General features: G+C 47.9%; 11 protein-coding genes and 2 pseudogenes. 5 read left to right on the top strand and 8 right to left on the bottom strand.

Annotation, left to right across the window (positions count from 1 at the left end; translation table 11 throughout):
• Window positions 1-26: 26 nt before the first annotated feature.
• On the bottom strand, window positions 27-5159 hold the full coding sequence (locus tag QUA78_RS06860; protein WP_333300767.1) for a CHAT domain-containing protein: 5133 nt from the start codon (window positions 5157-5159) through the stop codon (window positions 27-29).
• Window positions 5160-5364: 205 nt separating this feature from the next.
• Here QUA78_RS06860 and coaE point away from each other — a divergent pair, with 205 nt between their 5' ends.
• Window positions 5365-6102: a dephospho-CoA kinase gene (coaE, locus tag QUA78_RS06855; protein ID WP_333300765.1), complete on the top strand. Its 738-nt coding sequence runs from the start codon at window positions 5365-5367 to the stop codon at window positions 6100-6102.
• 705 nt (window positions 6103-6807) lie between these two features.
• On the top strand, window positions 6808-7119 hold the full coding sequence (patX, locus tag QUA78_RS06850) for a heterocyst-inhibiting protein PatX (RefSeq protein WP_333300764.1): 312 nt from the start codon (window positions 6808-6810) through the stop codon (window positions 7117-7119).
• A 306-nt stretch (window positions 7120-7425) separates the two neighbouring features.
• On the opposite strand, the gene QUA78_RS06845 is transcribed toward patX, so the two are convergent.
• A complete protein-coding gene (locus QUA78_RS06845; protein ID WP_333300779.1) occupies window positions 7426-8832 on the bottom strand; it encodes a TldD/PmbA family protein in 1407 nt (468 codons plus the stop codon).
• A 268-nt stretch (window positions 8833-9100) separates the two neighbouring features.
• On the opposite strand from QUA78_RS06845, the gene QUA78_RS06840 reads away from it, so the two are divergent.
• The gene (locus tag QUA78_RS06840) at window positions 9101-10717 is read left to right on the top strand and encodes a HAMP domain-containing sensor histidine kinase (RefSeq protein WP_333300762.1); all 1617 of its coding nucleotides are present in this window, start codon (window positions 9101-9103) and stop codon (window positions 10715-10717) included.
• A 194-nt stretch (window positions 10718-10911) separates the two neighbouring features.
• Here the strand turns inward: QUA78_RS06840 and QUA78_RS32785 are convergent.
• The 6 genes and pseudogenes from QUA78_RS32785 to QUA78_RS06815 form a co-directional block, all read right to left on the bottom strand.
• Window positions 10912-11076 (bottom strand): annotated as a pseudogene (locus QUA78_RS32785) (ATP-binding protein); the annotation flags it as partial.
• The gene (locus tag QUA78_RS06835) at window positions 11010-11396 is read right to left on the bottom strand and encodes a hypothetical protein (protein ID WP_333300761.1); all 387 of its coding nucleotides are present in this window, start codon (window positions 11394-11396) and stop codon (window positions 11010-11012) included. The pseudogene QUA78_RS32785 and the gene QUA78_RS06835, both read right to left, overlap by 67 nt.
• 147 nt (window positions 11397-11543) lie before the next feature.
• Window positions 11544-12242 carry a glycosyltransferase domain-containing protein gene (locus QUA78_RS06830; protein WP_333300759.1) on the bottom strand — a complete coding sequence of 233 codons (699 nt, stop codon included), beginning with the start codon at window positions 12240-12242 and terminating at the stop codon, window positions 11544-11546.
• 246 nt (window positions 12243-12488) lie between these two features.
• Window positions 12489-13526: pseudogene (locus QUA78_RS06825) on the bottom strand (protein kinase domain-containing protein); the annotation flags it as partial.
• Window positions 13527-13814: 288 nt separating this feature from the next.
• Window positions 13815-15407, bottom strand: a complete 1593-nt coding sequence (locus tag QUA78_RS06820) for a UDP-N-acetylmuramoyl-L-alanyl-D-glutamate--2,6-diaminopimelate ligase (protein ID WP_333300757.1) — start codon at window positions 15405-15407, stop codon at window positions 13815-13817.
• 166 nt (window positions 15408-15573) lie between these two features.
• On the bottom strand, window positions 15574-15879 hold the full coding sequence (locus QUA78_RS06815) for a glutaredoxin family protein (RefSeq protein ID WP_333300777.1): 306 nt from the start codon (window positions 15877-15879) through the stop codon (window positions 15574-15576).
• A gap of 351 nt (window positions 15880-16230) precedes the next feature.
• Between QUA78_RS06815 and QUA78_RS06810 the strand changes: the two genes are divergently transcribed.
• A complete protein-coding gene (locus QUA78_RS06810; RefSeq protein WP_333300755.1) occupies window positions 16231-17508 on the top strand; it encodes an ATP-dependent DNA ligase in 1278 nt (425 codons plus the stop codon).
• Window positions 17509-17596: 88 nt separating this feature from the next.
• A complete protein-coding gene (locus tag QUA78_RS06805; protein ID WP_333300753.1) occupies window positions 17597-18172 on the top strand; it encodes a Uma2 family endonuclease in 576 nt (191 codons plus the stop codon).
• Window positions 18173-18233: the final 61 nt, after the last annotated feature.

Raw genomic sequence — 18233 nt, 5'->3', positions numbered from 1 at the left:
CACCCCCATGCCCTCTTCCTTCACAATTACCACGGCGAACCGATCATAGTAAAAGCAGCCCAATAATAAGGATGCGACAAATTTCGATCGCCCCTGGTGGTCAACTCCGACGGTAAGGGCAGAGCTTGATTGTTGCCCGATCGCACCAAATAACCGTCTTGCAACCGCACTTCTCCCCGCAACATCGCCAACTGCGCTTGCCGCAAAGCCTCAGCCTTAATCGGCGCTGTGCGCAACTGCTGGTAAAACTCAGTCATCAGCCCCAAAGTACCGACATCGCTGACATACCACAAACTCGCCAAAGCCGATTTTACCCCCGCGTGTACCGCCAACCCCGCAAACCCCAACTCAGCTTGTTCGTCTCCCACCGCCGTAGTACACGCACTCAAAACTAACAACTCCACCTGCGGGTTAGATAACTTCAACTGCTCCAACTGATTCAACCGCAACTTAGTATCCCAAAACTGAATGTAAGAATTTTCCGCCCCCCCAGGCTGAAAATCGCCGTGAGTAGCTAAATGAATAATTTTGTATTGGGGTTGATTGCGCTTCTCCTTCAAATTTGCCAAAGTAAAAGCTTCATTGAGAAAAGAGGAACCGGGCCAAATCTTGCCCACAATTGTCGATATTTCCAGCGGCACCGCAGGCAAAGGATTTTGATCGTATTTGGCAGGAAAATTCGACGCACCCATCGCTAAAACTTCAGAACCCTTAACATCGGCATAGCGAGTATCAGTTAAACTCAAACTCGGAATCAGCCCCAAACTGTACTTTTCTACCAAAAAGTGCTTGCCGTCGTAAAGAGCAGCCAAAGGCAAAGTCCGCAAACCGGCATCCATCGAAAACACCAAAGTGTCAATCTTGTTAGCCTCCAATTCCGGTTGCAGCGGTGCAATTAACCACTGGTAAAGTTCCTCGGCAGGTTCCTTGTAATCAGCAGCATTCAATCTCCTGGGAGTTCTGATAGCATTAGTAAATTCTTTAGCAACTTGCAGCACTGTCTCGCGGCTTGCAGGCACGCTTTTAAAAACATTTTTGCCGTTTGGCAATAACAACACAAGTTCTAAATGTTTGTCTTTCGCCCACACGTAAAGGATGGCTGGTTTAACTCCAGTCAACCGATTGACACTGCTGAGAGTATCTCGAATACTTTGCTGCGTGACCGACTTTTGACCGAGATTGCCCCCAAAGTAACGTTCAAATTCCCGGCCCTGAGTTCTATCCCTTTGCTGCACTGCGTCGATCGGATTTATTTGCCCGATCGAACTCGATCGAGAAATCTCAGGAACCCTAACATTCCCGATACTTCCTGCACTCGCCCCACTCGCCGGCTTCTGTGCAGTTGCCCCCCCGCTGCCGTTTTCTGTCGCCGCCGGCGCACCCTGATTGTCTGTTAACACCGACTGCGACAGCAATACCGAGCCGGTCGCAGTTTCGTTCGACCCCGCCTCAACAGACGTAGCAGCAGGTTCTGGCGAGACATTTGCGGTACTGCTCTTTGGCGCAGACGCTGCGGAGGGGAGACTCACCTCCGTCACAATTTGTTGAGAATTGGCTGTAGTTTTCAGTTCCACGCTGGTAGTTGGTGCCGGACTCGACACGATCGCCAGCGGCCCGATAGTAGTTGAGGAGGTGGCAGTGTTCAACTTCGAGTTTCCCGTCCCAACAGTCGCCACCGTACAGGTTCCCGACGGGCAAGTGCTTTGAGAGAGCGTCAGCGAACCCGATCGAGCCAGCCCGTCTGTAGAAATGCTGACCTCGGCGCGATCGGCAGCCGTTCCCGTTCCCGCAGCCCGAAACGCTCCCCCAGCCTCGATTGCCACATCGCCGCCCGTATTGCCGCGAGCTTTGATCGAAACAACTTCAACATCTTTCTGTCCGCTAATCTTGCTCGAACCGGCACTTCCCGACTGCGAACTGGAATTGATCACCCCTGTAACGATCCGCCCCGGCGCCGCAATCGAAATATCTCCCCCGCTTCTAGCACCGAAAGCATCAATGTTGCCGGTTTCTACCGCAGCGGCGCTGTCGATGTTGATATCGCCCGCCGCGGAAGCCGATCGAGATGAAAGCGTACCAGCAGTTAAGTTGCCTTGAGTGCTAGTAATGTTAATCCCCGCAGTCGAGGTAACGTCTCCGACGGCTACAGTACCGCCCATCAGAGCGATCGTGGCGTTATCAGTTCCGACGATCGCACCCGTTCCCACGATCGCGCCAGTGCCATTGGGCGATTGAATCGTCGTCGGGTCTTGAAATGTCACCGTCACTGGTGTGGAATCTGGCGTTCCAGAAGCAATCGATATCGCACCGCTACCGTCAGAACGCCCGATCGCGATCGAAGCAAACCCATTCCGCAGCGAGTTCAATTCCGCAGCAGTCAAGTTCAGAGCTTCGGTATCGCCAGAACCTTCAATTATAATATTTTGACTGGGATCGGCCTGTTGCAGCACCAGATTGCCGTTGCTGGCGATCGAATTGTTGCCACCCGTCAAGTCAATATCGTTGCCGGTTAAAGTAATATTTCCCGGTGTTTTCGAGCCGCCAGCTTGGATCGCACCCGCAGTGACTCGATTCCGTCCCGTCAGCGTCACATTCCCCGCGCGATCGCCCCTCGTGTCGATCGCCCCTGCAGTCACCGTGCCCTGTGCGGTAACGCTAACATCTCCCGCCTCCGAGCGTGGCACTTTGGCAGAATTGACAGAAGTGTTGATGGTGGGGGCAGTTCCAGTACGTAGCTGACCGGTTGTGACATTGCCCGCTGTGCTGGCGATGCGAATTTCCTGATTGTTGGTAGTGATATTTCCGGTTCTGATATTGCCGTCAGCTTTGAGAGTAATTGAGGCATTGTCGGCCCCTGTCAAGGAATTTGTGGTAGTGATTGTTCCCAAACCCGCCGGCGATTGAATAATTAGCGAGTCATAAAATGTGAAATCGTTGGCAATCAGAATCGAACCGATACCGTTGCTGCGGCCGATCGTAATTCCAGCAAACCCATTTTGCAAACTTCCGAGGTCGCTTGCCGTCAGATTCAAATAAATATTAGTGCCGACATCTCCAGAACCGCCGATCGCAATATTTTGACCTGGGTTCCAAGGTTGCAGTACCAAAAAGCCAGTGCCGCTGACTGAATTTTTGTCGCCTTTAAAATTAATTTCATTACCAGTCAAAGTAATGTTTCCCGAGCCCCCTGCGACGAAGCTCACTCCCAGAACATTCTGAGCAGTCACAGTTACATTTCCCGTCGCTTCCGGACCGCTGGCATCAAGTTTTTGGGCCGTTACGTTCAGGCCTTCGAGTAAAATATTCCCGCTGGTTCCGGTGCTGGGATTCGATGAAGAAATATTGGCGGCAACGGTTGTTCCCGGACTAATTAAACTAATATTTCCGCCGTTGCTTGACAAATTGCCCGCAGTAATTTGATTTCCCGAAATGGCGATCGCACCGCCTTGAGTGCTAATTGTATCGACCGCATTCATCGAAAAAACACCCGCCCCACTGCGATCGGCATCTGCTCTCAATGTCACCGAACCAGTAGTTGCTGCAAAGCTCAACTCATTGTCCGCCAAATCAGCAATTGTAATATCGTTGAGCGCTTCTAGAACCACATTTGTCGTCGCCGACATACTTTCCAAAGCTCTAGCCGAAATTCTCAGCGAAGGCTCAGAATTGTTTGGCTGTTCGGGTGGCGTTCCTGTTGCCAAAATATTATTGTTGGCAATTATTGCCGCATCGCCGCCGCCTTCTGGGGAATCTGTAATTAAAATATTCTCTGGATCTAACAGCAAAGTCCCCAAACCGTTTGTCCCAGAAGTATCGACAGTACCGTTAAAAATCAATCTTTGCTTGCCCGAAACTTCGACCAACCCGCCAACACCTGCGGTTTCCGTTGCAGAAACGCCATTCGCGCTGATGCTGCCCAAAAATGCTGTTGTGTTGTCAGCCCAGACAAAAACTCTGCCCCCGTTGCCTGATTCAGTTGCGTTTGCGGCGATCGAACTTTTGCCATCCACGTAAGTCATTGTTGCATTCGGCACAGTTCCCTCGCCTCGGTAATCTCCCCCGATCCGCACCGTTCCGCCGCCGTCCGGCCCCGAAGCCTCAATATTCGCTCCAAACAGCCCTACCTTGTCGCCCAACACGTTGACACTTCCTCCCGCGCCCCCCCTGGCAGACACGTCCGCATCACCCGCTACCAGCGCAGTTCCAGCACCTGCAGGCACTGTTTGGCCGCCCGTCAGCACGACTTCACCTTGAGCGTTCGTAGTTATACCCGTAGCGTTAGCCACACCTGGCCCCGAGAGCAGCCGAGGTAAACTCTGCGGAGAGAAGGGAAGAGCTTCCGAACCCGACACTCCCGCAGCCGGAGAAACTTCTAAACTCAGCAAAAGTCCGTTTTGACTGAACCGCACCAGATTTTCGCCCGGGACAGCCGCCACAGTAATTTGACCGCCCGGGGCTGAAAGTTGCCCTGTACTGATGACCGTACCGCCCAGCAAAGTCAAATTTTGCCCCGTGCCGACAGCCAAGTTACCGGCATTGACAATGCTTCCCGGCTGTGAGCCAAAAACAAAAGCATTCGGCGTTCCGACTAGGGCTGCGTAGTCGTTCGCCCCTGTACTGTTGAACCAACGGTCGTCAAAACCGATACCGCTAGCGGTGGTAGCAAAAAAAGACCCGGACACATCGAGTCGGGCATTTGCTCCGAAGATGATGCCTGCGGGATTCATCAGCAACAAGTTAGAATTGCCGCCGCTAACTTGAATTAGACCGTTAATTAAGGAAGCGTCCCCGCCGACAACGCGGCCGAGGATATTTTTAACGGTTGGGTTGGAGATGAAATTGGCAGTTTCGCCAGAATTCAGACCGAACCGAGTAAAACTGTGGAACAGATTTGCTCCGTCTCTGGAGGGAGTGCCGCCTTGAATGTCGTAGCGAGGGGGCGACCCTGTACCTGGGGCGGTGACAGCGGTTCCGGTGCCGTCTGGGGCTGGAGTAATAGATTGTGCTGCAGCAATTTGAGATTGGGGATAAATTGCCACGAGTACCCATCCGCTGCTATTTTCTTTGAGGAAAAGCAGGTTGGGGGAAAAATCTAATATCCAAAATCCGGCAATGGGAATTGCTGCCAGAATCGACCGCACAGCACGTTGAGCATTCATAAGTTTGCCTCGGTCTAGACCTTAATTCGAGTTTAAAATTGAGATTTTAGGTAAAAAAGAGTCGATCGCACCCCAATGCTGACACTTCCTAACGCTAGTTCTCGATCGCAAATCTTAAATTTTCAGTCTAAATTTGATTGTGTCACCAACATAGCAAAGACAGACAGTAAGTGTCGAAACCCAGGAAATTTAAACAGCGAAAATTATGAGCGATGGAATTGTGCGTCTGATTGGTTTAACTGGGGGCATCGCCACCGGTAAAACCGCTATATCTAATTATCTGAGAGATGCCTGTGGATTTCCGATTTTAGATGCCGATATTTACGCCCGCGAAGCTGTGAACCCCGGTTCGCCAATACTGTACTCTATTGTAGAACGATACGGCGCGGGTATTTTGCTGCCCGACGGCAATTTAAATCGGCCCGAGTTGGGAAATATTATTTTTTGTAACCCAGCCGAGCGACAGTGGTTGGAACAACAGATTCACCCTTATGTCCGTCGCCGATTTGTTGAGGAAACCCAAAGCTGCATTGCTGCATTGACTCCGGTATCGCAAGGCACACATCACTTAAGTACAAAAACTCAAGAAACCGGGTTTGTTCACCGTCATCAAAAGCTAGAACGAAGTATTGTTGAAAAAAACTCCGGTTTCTGCGCCCCGACTGACACGTTGACTTTGGTTTTGGTAGTGCCGCTGCTGTTTGAAGCTAACATGACTGACTTGTGTACCGAAATTTGGGTGGTGTACTGTTCGCCGGGAGTGCAGTTAGAACGACTAATGCAGCGAGACGGCTTGAGTTACGATCGAGCTAATGCCCGCATTAACGCCCAGTTATCGCTAGCTCAAAAGTGTCAACAAGCTGATGTTGTTTTGGACAACTCGTCAACCCTGGATTCGCTTTTCGTGCAGATAGATGCGCAAGTCAGTCGATTTAAGATTTGAGATTTCAGATTGACTCAGCGATATCAGTTTAAAAAGCCGGTTTTTTTAATCCCTGCGCGCAAGTTAGTAGATTTGAGTTTTGAGTTTTGAGTTTTGAGATTGACTCCACGATTTTGTGAACGGGCTTTTTTTCCCGAACCGCTTTCGACTCGTCCTTCGGAGCGGCGCGCTAGCCATTTTGACAAAAAGCAAGAGCAGAAAAAAAATAAAAAACGTTCACAATTCCTTTAAAAATACCATAGCAACCATTTATGAAGTTATTCTGAAGGATGAGACATTGCTTGCTTTAAGGAATCTTATGCACCAAAAACTTTAATTTATATGTAGGGTGCTGATGACGCGCCTCTGTACTCTGCTATTTTGTCTTTAATTCGAGGGTGGCATCCTAATATCAATAAATTATGAAATTAATCTGAAGAGTATTAAAAATTTATAGTTTGCGGTTTTCGTTTCCTTATTTGCAGATTGTTTCAAGAGGATTCCAGGGTTTATACCATTTGAGATTTGAGATTTGAGATTTTAAAATTGGGAATGATTTATAACTACCAGGGTTTGGAGCACCGGCCTAGAGTGGCATTGTTTTTTTCTAGATGGTATTGAATTTAGCTGGTTGGCCGCCAATAGCAGACAACTCGAAGTTACGAGCGAACAAGCGAGCTAGATCAGGGGTTTCAGCCACATTTAAGGAAAAATAAAAAAAAGTGTATGTGCCGTCAATTACTAATTGATGGTTTCACCGCAATTAATTTTTTTATCCTGATAGCAGAGTACAGACTGTGTATCAAGAAGGGGAAAATACAAACACCAAAATTGATGATGCGCGTTTACTCTTCCATCCTGATGTCAAGCCTGTTACTGAGCGGCACCGCAGTTAGCGCTCAAAGCTTAGAAACTCGATCGACCTTTTTTGCTCAACACAACTGTGTTCCCGAAATTTTAACCGCCGTAGCCGACACTCAGACCTTTTACGCAGATAACGATAAAAATACCCCGCCAGAACGAGGCGAGGGGAGATAAAGCCGAAAAAAGCGATAATTGCAGGGAATTAGGGGGAGAATGGCAGAATGGAAAATTGGGACAAGAAGAGAAAACTTGAAGATTTCAATTCATGAATTCAGGACTTACGTACTGCCTACCAAAAAACCGATTTTTTAGCCGTATTTGACGATTCAAGACATAATTTTTGGCTATTCCGGTTTTTTGGCCAAGCATACTCAAGATATCAGATGCCACAAACGGCCGCGAAATGTTGTACTCAAAAAATCAAGGTAAAGCGCGAGTAGAATCTGGCGCTTTACCTTGATTCTTTCAACTTTTGCAGCTTTAATCTTCTTCCGCAGCTTCGCCACCAACAACGACATCGCGAATCCGCAAACTCGGGCCGCCGCAGCCCACCGGCAAACCGCTTTGTCCTGCCTTGCCGCAGCCGCCGGATTCATCCCAGTAGAAATCGTCGCCGATCGCCTCAATATCGGCTAAAGTGCTGAAAACATTACCCGAAAGAGTAACATCCCGCACCGGATTGTCGAGTTTTCCGTCGCGGATCATCCAAGCTTCGCCGGCACTGAAAGTAAACATTTCGCCGTTAGTCATGCCACCTTGCCAATTGCGCGCATAAACTCCTTCTTTGATGTCCGAAAATAAGTCAGCAACTGGCGTGTCACCCCGTTCTATCCAAGTATTCGTCATGCGGACGATCGGCGGATAATGATAATTCAAACAGCGAGCATTGCCAGTAGGCGTTTCTCCCAATTTGCCCGCCGTTTCCCGCGAGTGCAGCCGCCCGACTAAAGCGCCGTCTTTAATTAACTGAGTAGTAGTCGCGGGAGTGCCTTCGTCGTCGTAGAAATAGCTGCCCCGGTGTCCCTCTGGCGCTGCACCGTCGAAAATTTGCAAGTTTTCTGGACCGAACTGGCGGCCGAGGGTCATAATTTCCAAAATGTCGGGATTTTCGTAGGCCATGTCAGCTTCGGAAAGGTGTCCGAAGGCTTCGTGGACGAACAATCCGGTCAGAATTGGGTCGATGACGACGGTGTAGGTGTTGCCTTGGACGGGGGGTAAGGCTAGGGAATCTACGGCTCTCTGGGCGGCGCTGCGAACTTGAACATCGAGATCGGTTAAGTCTTCGTAAGCTTTGCGGGAACCAGTGGTTTCGCGGCCGGTTTGTACGGTTTCCCCGCTGCGGGCTGTGGCGGCAAAGCGCATTTCCATGTCTGCCCAACCTTGTTCGAGCATGGTGCCTTCGGAGGTGGCGAGGATCATCCGCTGGGTGCTGTCGCCGTAGCGCACGGAGATTGTGGCGATACGGGGGTCAATGCTGCGGAGAATCGCCGCGTAGCGATCGCACAATTGCTTTTTGTCAATTAGGGGAACCAGACGGGGGTCTGTTCCTGTCAGCGGCAGCAAGCAAATATCTTGTACTGGGGTAACTGGTGCCAGAACCGTTTCTTCTTCGCCAATCAGTTTGGCGGCGGCGATGGCTTCTTCGATTCTTTCGGCGAGGGTGGAAAGTCGGTTAAAACTGGCAAAGCCCCAGCCGCCTTTGTGACAAGCTCGGACTTGGCCGCCAATTGAAACTCCTTCGCTGAGGGTTTCAATTTTTTCGCCCCGCAGCAGGATGTCGGTGCCTTCGGCTTCTTCGAGTCGAATTGCCAGATAATCGACTTGGTTGCGGTAGCGTGCCATTAAGTCTGACAGCAGATTTTTCGAGTCGGCGATCGAGGTGGGCATAAGGAAAGCACGGTGTTTAACTGACTTCATTTTGCACTTTTGTCAGGGCGATCGTGCAAAATATCGCCCCAAGCGCGGAGATTGCGACTTATTGGTACGGTTCTGCCAATGTCGTTAGTTGACAAATGTGGATATCCTGTGGGTTAGGAGGAAGGCGCAAGAAACTATGCGGGATTTTTCGATCGTGCTGGTGCTTGACTCTTAACTCCTGAACTTTCCTATACATAAATACTTCACCCTTCATGCCTCCGAAGGTGGGTTTATAACTGTGAATACTTACTTTTTACCGACAATAAGCGAAATTTTAGCCTCCGAAGGCCAAGAAAATGACCTCTGTCTCTTTGATGCTAAGTTGGCGGGAGAAAACAACCGCCATCGGTGTCCTGCCAGCCGTGGGGCTGCTCGGCTGAAAGCTGAACAGGAATGGTACGGGGCGATCGCAGCTTTGAATCAAATGCTCGACCGGCAAAAACCCGGACAAAAAACAGATGCCGATCGAGCCAATTCTCGATCGACAATCCCCAATTCCTGTCAGGGATTGGTGTTGTCCGGCCCGTCTTCGGTTTTGACTGACCCCGCTTTGGCTTCGGGCTTTGCCAATTGGATTTTTACCAGTATTCCCGACAACGATGCTGCTTTGTGGTCTTTTCGGGCTAGACAAACTTTAGCTTTACTGCCGGCGGCTGATGAGCAAATATCTGTGCCTGCGGCGGCCCCGGCTTTGGCTTTGGCGATCGGCGATCCTTTGGCGCACGAGCAGTTTTGTTTGGTTTTAACTGCTAGTTTTAGCCTGGTGATGGTTTTGGGTGAAAATTCTGCGGGAATTCCGGCTTTTCTATTTTCTTTCGACCCGCAAGTAGTCGCCAAAGCTTGGGAAGTTTTGCGGCGCAGGGTGACTGAAAGCGACTGTTTGCTTGTCAATTCTGACGGCAGCTTCAATTTACCAGTTAGCCAATTAACTAATAATTCTACTAAATTAGACGCGCTGTTCGAGCAGTTTTCGCCTGTTGCTCCAAATTATCAAACAGTGATGCAGTTCAGCCGCTTGCTGTTGCATAATTTGCCGGTTGGGAAAGAGGAAGCAGGCAGGGTAAAGGATGAAAGAATTGATGATGGTTTGAACCCGAGGCGTCAAAAGTTATCGGCTACAGATATCAACTGCAAATCTCCAATTCCTCTGGCTACTAAAGAGGTGGAATTGCTACAGGCGATCGCCCACGAAGTCCGCACACCTTTGGCTACTATTCGCACGCTGACTCGGCTGCTGCTGAAGCGACCCAAACTCGAGCCTGTAGTGGTCAAGCGTTTGGAAATGATTGATGCTGAGTGTACCGCTCAGATCGATCGCTTCGGTTTAATTTTCCGCGCCGTGGAATTGGAAATGTCGCAAGCCAAAAATTCGGGCGTGCAGCTAACAGCAATGTCCCTCGGTGAAGTGCTGCAAAATAGCATTCCCCGCTGGCAAAAACAGGCGGCTGTGCGCAACCACACTTTGGAAGTTATTGTTCCGAAAAAGTTGCCGGCGGTAGTCAGCGATCCGACGATGTTGGATCAGGTTTTAACTAATTTGATTGAGAATTTTACTCGAACTTTGCCATCGGGGAGTCGCATTCAGGTGGAGGTGACATTGGCGGGCGATCAGTTAAAGTTGCAGTTGGAATCGGAACACCTACCTCAAGGTAATGGCGCATCGACTTTTGCAGCTAAGGCGAATGCTCCTTTGCGATCGATCGGGCCTTTGTTGATGGTGCAGCCGGAGACGGGAAGTTTGAGTTTAAATTTGAGCGTGACTAAGAATTTATTTCGGGCTGCTGGCGGGAAGTTGGTAATTCGCCAGCGGCCTGAAAAGGGTGAGGTGATGACGGTATTTTTGCCGCTGCAATAGTTATTAATTATTGGCAAAATCTGTAGGGGCGGGTTTAACCAACCATCTATGTAAGAAACGAACAATATAATAAACCCGCCCCAGCCCAACGACTCATGTTAATCTAGGTTATTGGTTGGTGGGGGCGGGTTTTTATAGATTGTTTGTAAGCCTAAAATATTGTTGGTAAAACCCGCCCCTACAGCACGATCGCATTAATCAATTAAAATCTCAATGACAAACTCCGTTCCTTCCCCCAGTGCAGAAATACAACTCAGTTTTACGCCGTGTTTTTAGTCTACAATTTGACGCGCTATCGCCAGTCCCAGCCCAGTTCCTTGACCCACGTCTTTAGTGATAAATAGATGGTCGAAGATACGATAAATTTATTTACGATCACTCGATCGGAAATAAAACCGATATTGTTCAGACTCATTGGTTCGCCGGCAGCTTGGCTGGAATGCAAGCTGTTTATTACGCCCATATTCCAGTACGAATCTTCACCAGGGAACATCCTTCGATTAAATACTATTCGCCTCATGCTCCAAGCAAGCATGGCTTGATATGGGAATGTGCCACCAATATTATTGGTGTTACCAACACAAGCAAACAAGCCATGATAGAAAGCGATTCGTGCCTTAGAGAAAAGGTGATTAACAACGCTTTTCTCTGTACCCAACGATACGACATAAAGAATCACATACAACGACTTGAATAATTTTATGTCTGTGAGCTTCAAAAGAGTAGGAAGTAGGAGCAAGTGTCAAGCCTATGGATTTGTTAATTTCAATAACTTTCGTTCCCGATTATCTCGATCGGCTTTTTTGAATCAGCCCTGCTGCCATTTCTAAATGTTGAAAACTCTCCGTATCTCCTCGTAGGCTTGTTTCTGTATTTCCAGGGCAAGCCAGGTTACATGGACAAAATAAGACGCCAAATTGTCACAGCATAGTGGATTATTGTCGTAGGTGTGGGTATAGCAGAATTTGAACGTGCTGTCGATAGCCATGTTCAACAGACCCAGTTCAGAGTTTTCTAACATAAATCGCGAAATTACACGCTGGTCATTCTGACGGCAATCCATCATGTATTTATCCACAAAATTATTGGCAATATAGTTAAGCATACGGAGATAAGCCCATTTGTAGCCAATAATAAAGCCACTATTGAGGTACTTTGCTGGATGCCCTAAATAGTTAGACAAAAAGAAGGGAAGTACATCTGCACTGTGGTGGCAGAATACAGTTTCGGCACTGATAATAATATCTCTACCTGTGGCACTGAAGTCGGCTGCCAATCCAGCAGGATCGTAACGAATGCACAGCACATCATAGGCATCCGTAAAGACGATGATTGTGTCGTCAGCAATATCGGTATCAGAAGCTAAGAAGTCGCGAACCTTGAATATCTTTGAGAGGAGTCCCAGTCGCGGACAGTAATTATCGAGGATACGCAAGTTACCCTGCAATGATGAATACAGTGGCTGGACGCGCGGACTACCTGCGTCGCACAAGGTGATGAAAATAGGTTCTTCAGGAATTTGCATAAGCCTCTACTCGCTTCATTTCTTGATTCCACTTACACAGACTGTAACCTGTGATATCAAATCAGTTTGTATCCGAATTATACGGCGAGAGCGTCGTTACCGCTCACGCTGATATCACCAAAATATATCATTCCATTGAAGCACAGGAGAAGGTTCTCGAAGCTGAGCCCAATGCGATCTTAGTTCTTTCAGGTACACATACAAATCGTGCCAGCCTTGAGGATAAAATTCGCAATGCGAGTAATTGCCAATACCGGAAAAACCCGCCACCAACATTAACTCGCGTCTTCCCTCGTTCCCCGCAAGAGTCTCGCAACCACAGATGCGATCGAATGCTGCCAATAATTGGGCAACTTCGGTTTCTCTGCCGTAGAGTTTCTCTGGTATGATGAACCGATCGCACACATCCCGCCGCGCGATCGCAAAAGTTTCTATTTTACCGCTTTCTTTTAGTTGACGCAAACAAAATTCTAAATCAAATTTCAGCCCTAATGCACTCTGATAACGGTTTTAGGCATTTTTCGCCATCAATTTCATCACGATGTCGCAGAGAACGTGGGGAATTTCTTCGCTTCTGTTTTCGCCAAGCAGTGGCGGTTGTTTGGCAATATGAGAGTGTACCAATTCCATCGGCTCGTTAGACTGAAACGGCAATTCTCCCGTCAGCAACTCGTAAAAGGTGACACCAAGAGAATAAAAATCAGTGCGGTAGTCAATGCCGCGATTCATTCTTCCCGTTTGTTCGGGAGACAAATAGCTTAGTGTCCCGTCGAGCACGTTGGGACTCATCAGCGTTTGAGTTTCTCGCGGCAGCAAAGATGCAATACTAAAGTCAATGAGTTTGACTTGTTTCGTCTCAGGAGTAATCAGAATGTTGGCGGGTTTAATGTCTTTATGAATGATGCGGTGGCGGTAAAGTTTATCTAATGTATTGCTCAGGTCGATCGCAATTTGGAAAAACTCAACCAGAGAGGGAACGGTTTTCCCTTTCCCCGTCCATTCCTGGAAAGAAATTCCCCCGAAGTCTTCCACAATCAGCGCATAGCCATTCCGGTAAGCTTCCAAGCTGTAGGTTTGGAGGATTCCGGGCAAATTCAGGTTTTTGACGATCGTGTACTGATTGCGAAATTGCACCAGTTCGCTGAAGCTGGGATACTCGTTCCGCAAGACTTTGATGGCGACAGGTTTTTGGTCGCACAGGCGAATTCCGCGATAAACTAGGGTGCGAGTTCCTGAGTAAATTTGAGCGAGAATTTGATTACCAGTTAGTTGTTTTAGAGCGATAGTTGTTTTTTTATTAATTTATTTTTTTATTATTATGATAATCTAAGTAGGTAGGTGGAAATAAAGCTCCGGATCGGGTGGGTTTTAAAGCGATAAACTGGTGGCTAGTGTATATACCCGCTAAAGCAGCCCCTACAAGATATTATTATTTTTCGCGCCGATTTACTTAGTGTAAATCAGATTTAACCCTGGTATAAATACTGGAAAATACCACTAATTTTCCAGGCCGCAAACAGCTAACCGTTAACAGTTAACCGAATTCAGTTAACCGTTAACAGTTAACCAAATTCAGTTAACCGAATTCATTCTGGCTTTTAAGGCATCTCGCGCTTGTTCTCGATCGTCAAAATGGACTTTTTCGGTACCCAAAATTTGATAATCTTCGTGTCCCTTTCCTGCAATCAGCACGCCATCTCCCGGTTTAGCGTCCATAATAGCAGTGCGAATTGCAGCGGCTCGATCGCACATCACGATCGGCTTTACTGCGGCGGGAATTCCTGCTAAAACATCCTCCAAAATGCGATCGGGATTTTCCGTGCGCGGATTGTCGGAAGTAACAACAGCTAAATCGGCTAATTCTGCAACGATTTTACCCATGATCGGGCGTTTCGTGCGATCGCGATCGCCGCCGCAGCCAAACACGCAAATCATCTGACCCGGAATAAACGGCCGCGACGCCTTCAGCAAGTTCTCCAAACTGTCGGGAGTGTGCGCGTAATCGACAATGACGCTAATATCTTGGTCTGGACTAATTTGCACCCGTTCCATCCGTCCCGGTACTCCCGAAAACTGAGATAACTTCTCCACAATTGCGGACAAATCTAAACCCAATTCTAAAACAGCACCGACAGCAGCCAACATATTTGATAAATTGAACTGACCGACTAAAGGCAAAACAAAAGCCGTTTCGCCCTTCGGAGTGTGCAGCATTCCCTTAACTCCATTGGGCTGATACTGCAAATCAAAAGCATACAAATCTGCCGTTTTGTCGCTAGTGCTATAACTCCAAACTTTTTCAGATTTAATGGTTTCAACTATCCGCTTACCGTAGGGGTCGTCAATATTAACTACCGCCCGATTTATGAGGTAATTTGGACTGAACAAAAGCGATTTAGCCTCAAAATAATCTTCCATATCGCGGTGATAATCGAGATGGTCTTGAGTCAAGTTGGTAAACACAGCAACTTCAAAACTACACCCCAAAACTCGCTGCTGCGCTAGGGCGTGGGAACTGACTTCCATCACGCCGTGTTTGCATCCGGCGACTACAGCTTCTGCTAATTGCTTTTGCAGGTCAACTGCAAAAGGTGTGGTGTAAAGTGCAGTTTGTTGGAAGCCCGGCCAGCGAGTGTAAAGCGTGCCGAAAATCGCCGTCGGCAACTGCATTTCATTGAGCAAAAATTCGATTAAATGAGTTGTTGTCGTTTTGCCGTTAGTCCCGGTAACGCCGACAAGTTTTAATTTGCTAGCTGGATTGCCGTAAAAAGCAGTTGCTATTTGACCGCAAACTTGAGCCATATCGGCTGCTGCGATGACGCAGGGAACCTCTTCTCGCCCCTTGCTAAGGGGGGAAGGAACCTCTTCTCGCCCCTTGCTAAGGGGGGAAGGAACCTCTTCTCGCCCCCCCTTAGCAAGGGGGGGTTGGGGGGGTGTCTTCTCCGCGGCTTGGGTGGAAATTATGGCGGCAAGTGCACCAGATTCGATCGCACTTTGCCAAAAATCTCCGCCATCTACCCGAGTTCCCGGCATTCCCAAAAATAAATCTCCCGCCTGACAAGCGTGGGAATTAGTGGATAAACCCTTGACTTCGGCATCGAGGGCAGGATTTTTGGCGTCAAAGGAAATGCTGGGAACTGCTGCTAATAATTCTCTCAATTTCATCTGAAAAACTCCTTACTTGGATGTCTTGAATATGACTTGCGCAACACATTTTTTGAGCCGCTATCTATCTACAGGCTTTTGCTGTGCGACCCTACAGGTTTACAGTAAAGTGCGCACCGCGCACCCCGAGGCCAGGATTAATACCTGAGTTTTTGCGTAAATCGTATTATTGTGACGGATCGATTTGCAAATATTTCTGTAACATTTGTTCCAATTGGGCGACACTACAGCGGGGAGAAGGACGGGGTAACAGTTCTTCAGCGGAGAATGCAGCCTCGCCCGCAGAATTTATTGGCTGAGGCTGCACTTTAAACAAAACTGGAACTTCGTACTGATAAGCTTGAAACCAGTCATCGCGTTCGGTAATATCTCTGACTTCGAGTTGAAACTTGAGGCTTTCAATCTGTTCGAGTTTTTCTTGCAACCCTTCGCACAAGTGGCAGCCGGGTTTGCTGTACAAAATCAATCGCATCATAAGAGTACAATTAGACTCGATATTAAATTCTCAAACGTGCGATCGCAAGTTGGCGAACCCAACGCGAGTAAGACGCAACTCACGGCTTTATTGGTCGCAATGCGCGATCGAAGTTATCTTAGCATTGGCAGCGAACAGATTACCGCGCTTGACAATCAAAACACTACAACCCCATCCCTCTCTTTCTTCTCTTCCTCTGTGCCCTCTGCGCCTCTGCGGTTAAAAAATAAATCTAGTTCACAAATCAAAGACTTAAATTTATTCACAACACCTAATTGTAAACTTAACCTTGACTAATAAATCAATGTTTAGTATAGTATATAAATAGCCCTACACAAAGGAGGCAGTATGGACTGCACCGAATACGCAGAAGCCAAGCGAAAAGCAGCTAAAAAAATCAGCGCCGACATTCGAGAACGCTGGAACAATCGCATCGTCACGCGAGGATTGCACTTGATGGGTGAAGCGGGTGCCGTGCAGTATTTAGCTGATTACGGGCGCGGGATTGGTACGGCAAAAGTTATTGGTTTTGCACTGTGCGCGGAATCGGAAGGATACCCGGAAATGGCTTTTGGCTTTTGGAAAAGAGCGTTTGAATTGGAAACCGGAGAAAAGCCGATCGCCCTGAATTCTCCAAACAATTCTACCGCCGATTTCGCTCCTGCTAAACAATCAACTTCCGCCCCAAAAATAGAAACTGCAAACAATCCCATTGTTGCCGAATTGCCGCCGCACTTGCAGCCGGGAAGGATTGTGACGATGCAGCCAGTTGACGCACCGAGCGATCGTTCTTATTATATCGAAAATCCCGATTATTGGGGGCAGCCGAAGCGCGACGGCAATCGAGTAGTTGTCATTGCGACGCCAGATAAAGTATACTACCAATCGCGATCGACTAACCTGCGACAGCAAGCATCAATTGAGATCGATCGCACATTAATCGACACAGCCGCTAAAATTGGCACCTTTGTTTTAGACGGCGAACTGTATTACAAAAGCTGTACCGGCAGCGAACACCGCACGGGGGCGCAAGCTGCTACAGTTAATATTGAAAGCGGTTTTCCGACAATCCAGCCCAGCGCAATTTATGCCATTTTTAAAAGTTTGTTTTTCAAAGGCAATGATTTAACTGCCGTGGCAGAATCCGAACGAATTGCAGCGGGAGTTGAAGTTGGCGAAATGCTGGCGAGTTTATCCCCAGCCTTTGAAATTGTACCGACATTTCGCACCGCCGCCGAAAAACTCGTGCTGGCAAATCAGCAGGAATCTGAAAATAGAGAAGGCGAAGTTTGGGTATTGCACAACTGCCACTATGTCGGCGGAAAAGATATTAAAAAATATCCGATGGTGAGGACTAAATACTGTCAAGAATACGATTTGTTTATTGTGGGATTGACGGCTACAAAAGTGGCGGGGCGGCCGTTTAGCGCCGTCAAAGTAGCGCAAGAAATTGATGGCAAATTAGTCCCAGTAGGAACCGTGGGAACCGGGTTTAGCGGGGAGGAAATGCAGGAAATTGCCCGACTCTACGAGGCTAACCCCAAAAGTGTCAAAATTAAAGTGCGATCGCAGGGTTTGACGGAAAGTGGCAAATTATGGCACGCACGATTTCTGGAGTTTTGTTAAATCTGTAGGGAAACGGCAGTGCCGTTTCCCACCCGGGTATGCGATTATTAACCAATAGTGTCAAATAAAAATATCGGAGTAAACATCAATGTTTGTTAGCAAAAATAATTTCTACATCTCCCCAGAAGAGTACCTAGAAGGCGAACGAGTAAGCCCCATCAAACACGAATACAGACGCGGACACGTTTATGCAATGACGGGGGCAAAAAAACCTCACATTATCATTACTAGCAACTTAGTCATGCTGTTGGCAAATCATCTTCGTCCTACGCCTTGCATCATTTTACCGTTAGATATAAAAGTCAGGCTGGCAGAAGCAAATTGCTATTACTATCCTGACGTAGCGGTGACTTGCGATGAAAGAGATACAGGTTCTACTGAAGATTTCATTCTTTATCCGTCTTTAATTGTAGAAGTATTGTCGCCCTCAACAGCAGCTTTCGACAGAGGCGATAAATTTGCCGATTACCAAACTGCATCGAGTTTGCAAGAATACGTGTTAATTACTCAATCCGAAATCAAAATTGAATGTTTTAGACTCAATGCTGAGGGTAACTGGGTTTCTCAGACTTACCGACAAGGAGATACAGTAGAATTTGTTAGTACGAGTTTCAGTTGTGCAATTAGCGAGATATATGAAAAAGTCCCCGGCATCATATTGTGATGTATGAAAAACAACTTTCTTGGGTTCGTAGTCACGAATGCAAGTCCTTCTTCTGAGGACT

This window comes from Microcoleus sp. K4-B3, from assembly GCF_036704615.1.
Taxonomy (GTDB): Bacteria; Cyanobacteriota; Cyanobacteriia; order Cyanobacteriales; family Microcoleaceae; genus Microcoleus.
The sequence above is the reverse complement of the archived record's forward strand: the minus strand, read 5'-3'. Positions and strand labels throughout refer to the sequence as shown.